This window comes from Sphaerospermopsis aphanizomenoides BCCUSP55 (genome assembly GCF_001586785.1).
GTDB classification, from domain to species: Bacteria; Cyanobacteriota; Cyanobacteriia; order Cyanobacteriales; family Nostocaceae; genus Sphaerospermopsis_A; species Sphaerospermopsis_A aphanizomenoides_A.
In genome coordinates, this window is record NZ_LUFH02000250.1 from 1 (window position 1) to 703 (window position 703).

The 703-nt window shown below is 39.5% G+C and carries 1 protein-coding gene; it reads right to left on the reverse strand.

From position 1 onward, the window contains the following. Nucleotides 1-529 (reverse strand): tyrosine-type recombinase/integrase (locus tag A0J48_RS26635; RefSeq protein ID WP_200327572.1); only part of this gene is annotated, 529 nt, incomplete at its 3' end. Between the last annotated feature and the right edge of the window lie 174 nt (nt 530-703).

Below are 703 nucleotides of genomic sequence, written 5' to 3' on the forward strand. Positions count from 1 at the left end.
ATCGTTGTTTGTTGCCTTTACCTAATACTTGGAATTTCTGGTTTTTGATGTCTATGTCTGATAAGTTTAGGGCTAAAAGCTCTCCTATTCTACATCCTGTGCGATGCAATAGGTGAATTATGGCGTTCATTCTCAGGTCATCTTTTACGGCTTGATAGAGTATTGAGAGTTGTTCTGGTGTTAGGTATCTGATGGTGTTATCGGTTTTGTGTTCTCCTTTTTCTCGCTCTGGTTGACGTTGTTTTAGTCCCCGGATGGGGTTGATTTTTATATACTCTTGTTCTACTGCGAAGTTAAATAGGCTTTGCAGTATTGCTTGATGCTTGTGGTGGGTTGTGTATTTTAAATGATTGAGGTTGTTTAGATACTCTACTAATGTTTGTTTGCTGATAATTTCTATTTCCCAACTTCCGTATTCTTGGAGTAGGGGTAGGAGTGTGAGTTGGTATGTTTCTCTGGTACTAGGTGCTAGTCCAGGACGTTCTAAAAATTCTTTGGCTACGGTGGCTAAGGTTACAGCCTGTTTCACTCTAATTTGTGTGTTTTTCTTCAGGTTTTTTCTTTCTTAATCATATATCTTTGGCTTATTAAAGAGACACTGTTTTATGGATACTTTTTCTACTCCTCGTCCCCAAGAATCTCTTGCTGACTATGTGGGACGCTTGAGAAGGTTAAGGGGGATGACTCAGTTTGAGTTGGCTGC